This window comes from Shewanella sp. ECSMB14101 (assembly GCF_000773485.1).
In the GTDB taxonomy this organism is placed as follows: domain Bacteria; phylum Pseudomonadota; class Gammaproteobacteria; order Enterobacterales; family Shewanellaceae; genus Shewanella; species Shewanella marisflavi.
Genome location: NZ_JSFF01000055.1, coordinates 1 through 1,776, shown reverse-complemented (window position 1 = coordinate 1,776; position 1,776 = coordinate 1). Strand labels below are relative to the sequence as shown.

Genomic DNA, 1,776 nt, shown 5'->3' with positions numbered 1-1,776 from the left:
CACTATCGCAGTGATTGTCCTCATTGAATGCGGTATTGCTTGAACCTGCGCCAAATACTCTTATATCAGCTTTGCTTCCAATATTATCAAAGTCTGAGTTACTTAATGCTATACATTAGGGTGCATCAAGTTGTCGTAAAGGTATCCAAAATAATACCTTATTGTCTACTAATTGTTGGTGGTGTACTATTAATATAAAGTAACTCCGATAATCGGGACAGATGATGAAAATTGATGGCGCGATTAATAAACTAGACAAATTCGATAAGAAAGGTATACACGTTTTTACTAAGCGAGATCTGCGTCGTCTGTTTTTTGAAGATACGGACACAGGCTTTAAACAGAGCGTCACTCGCCTCGTAAGACGCAATATTTTGGAACAACCCGTGAAAGGGGTTTACGTTTATGTGCTTAGCAAGAACAAAGGGCGCCGAATGATTGAGATGATCGCGAGTGCTCTTCGGAAGTACGATTACAACTACGTTTCTCTTGAATCAGCGTTGTCGCAATACGGAGCTATTTCACAAATTCCAATTGACCGTATCACTATCATGACTACTGGAAGAAAGGGCATTTTCAAAACGCCTTACGGTGTTATTGAGTTTACTCACACTAAGCGAGATCCGCTGGATATCATCGATAACACGATCAAAACTGATCACCCGTTGAGAATCGCGACGCCTGAAGCTGCGTTTAGGGACTTGAAGAGGGTAGGACGAAATATAAATATGGTGGATAGGAGAGTACTTAATGAATGAAAGTTTTTCGGCTTTAGTTCACCGAATTATGGAACAAGGCAATTTGTCTCAGATGCAACCAGTAGTCGAAAAAGAGCTGTTGCATTACGACATCATTTACTGCCTGGAGAAGAAAGGACTATTAGATGACTTGGTATTCCAGGGCGGGACATCTTTGCGTCTTTGTCGCGGTGGTAGTCGATTCAGTGAAGATTTAGACTTTGCGGGTGGCGTAGATTTTTCTGCGGATAAGCTTAAAGAAATCAAGACTTGTATCGAAGAGTACATTGGTAAGCGGTACGGACTTGAGGTTACCGTTAAAGAGCCTTCAACATTGAAGGAGCTTCCAGAGTATGCAGAGTTGCGTGTAGATAAATGGCAAGTCGTAGTGGTGACTGCACCAGGTCGAAAGGAATTGCCGAAGCAAAAGATTAAACTAGAGATTGCGAATGTTCCTGCTCATCAACCTGAGCCAGTTGCGCTAAATATTAACTACGAGTTTTTGCCCGAGGGCTACGCTCAAACTATCGTTGTAGCGGAGAGTATAAATGAGGTGTTTGCAGACAAAATTATCTCGTTACCAGCCACTCAAAACTACGTGCGCTATCGTGATATATGGGATTTAGTTTGGTTGACTCAACATAACGCTAAGTTCGATGAAGATTTGGTGCGACGTAAGATTGAGGATTACCGACTTGACAATTACCAAGCGATGTTAGACCGGGTTCTGGAACGTATCCCATCGATGATTGGTGATGCAGCTTTCAAAGAACAAATGGTTCGATTTTTACCGACTGACATCGTAGAAAGAACTTTGGAGTCATCGAAGTTCATTCAGTATCTTGAAGCAACGCTGATCAGTTTATTCAAGGATGTTAAGTCAACGTTGTTCGAAGCAAGACAAGAGTTCGAATTTAAGATGTAGCGCTACAGCATTTAAGTACTCACAAAGGTATCTAAAAAGATACCTTTGTGAGTGCTTTGTACCTATGATCATCGCGCTCCAAAGGGCTCTACAAAAAGGCCCGAGCAGGGGAGA

General features: G+C 41.9%; 2 protein-coding genes. Both read left to right on the top strand.

The genetic code is table 11. The features are described 5' to 3' along the window. Window positions 1-221 precede the first annotated feature (221 nt). The gene (abiEi, locus tag NY07_RS18730) at window positions 222-758 is read left to right on the top strand and encodes a type IV toxin-antitoxin system AbiEi family antitoxin (RefSeq protein WP_235363982.1); all 537 of its coding nucleotides are present in this window, start codon (window positions 222-224) and stop codon (window positions 756-758) included. After that, window positions 751-1,662 (top strand): nucleotidyl transferase AbiEii/AbiGii toxin family protein, encoded by a 912-nt coding sequence (locus tag NY07_RS18725; protein WP_033540872.1) that lies wholly within the window; start codon window positions 751-753, stop codon window positions 1,660-1,662. Before abiEi ends, NY07_RS18725 begins: the two co-directional genes overlap by 8 nt. Window positions 1,663-1,776 lie beyond the last annotated feature (114 nt).

What these genes read in the sequence shown, in the direction of transcription:
- abiEi (WP_235363982.1), top strand. Translation starts at nt 222, where the DNA reads ATGATGAAAATTGATGGCGCGATTAATAAACTAGACAAATTCGATAAG.
- NY07_RS18725 (WP_033540872.1), top strand. Translation starts at nt 751, where the DNA reads ATGAATGAAAGTTTTTCGGCTTTAGTTCACCGAATTATGGAACAAGGC.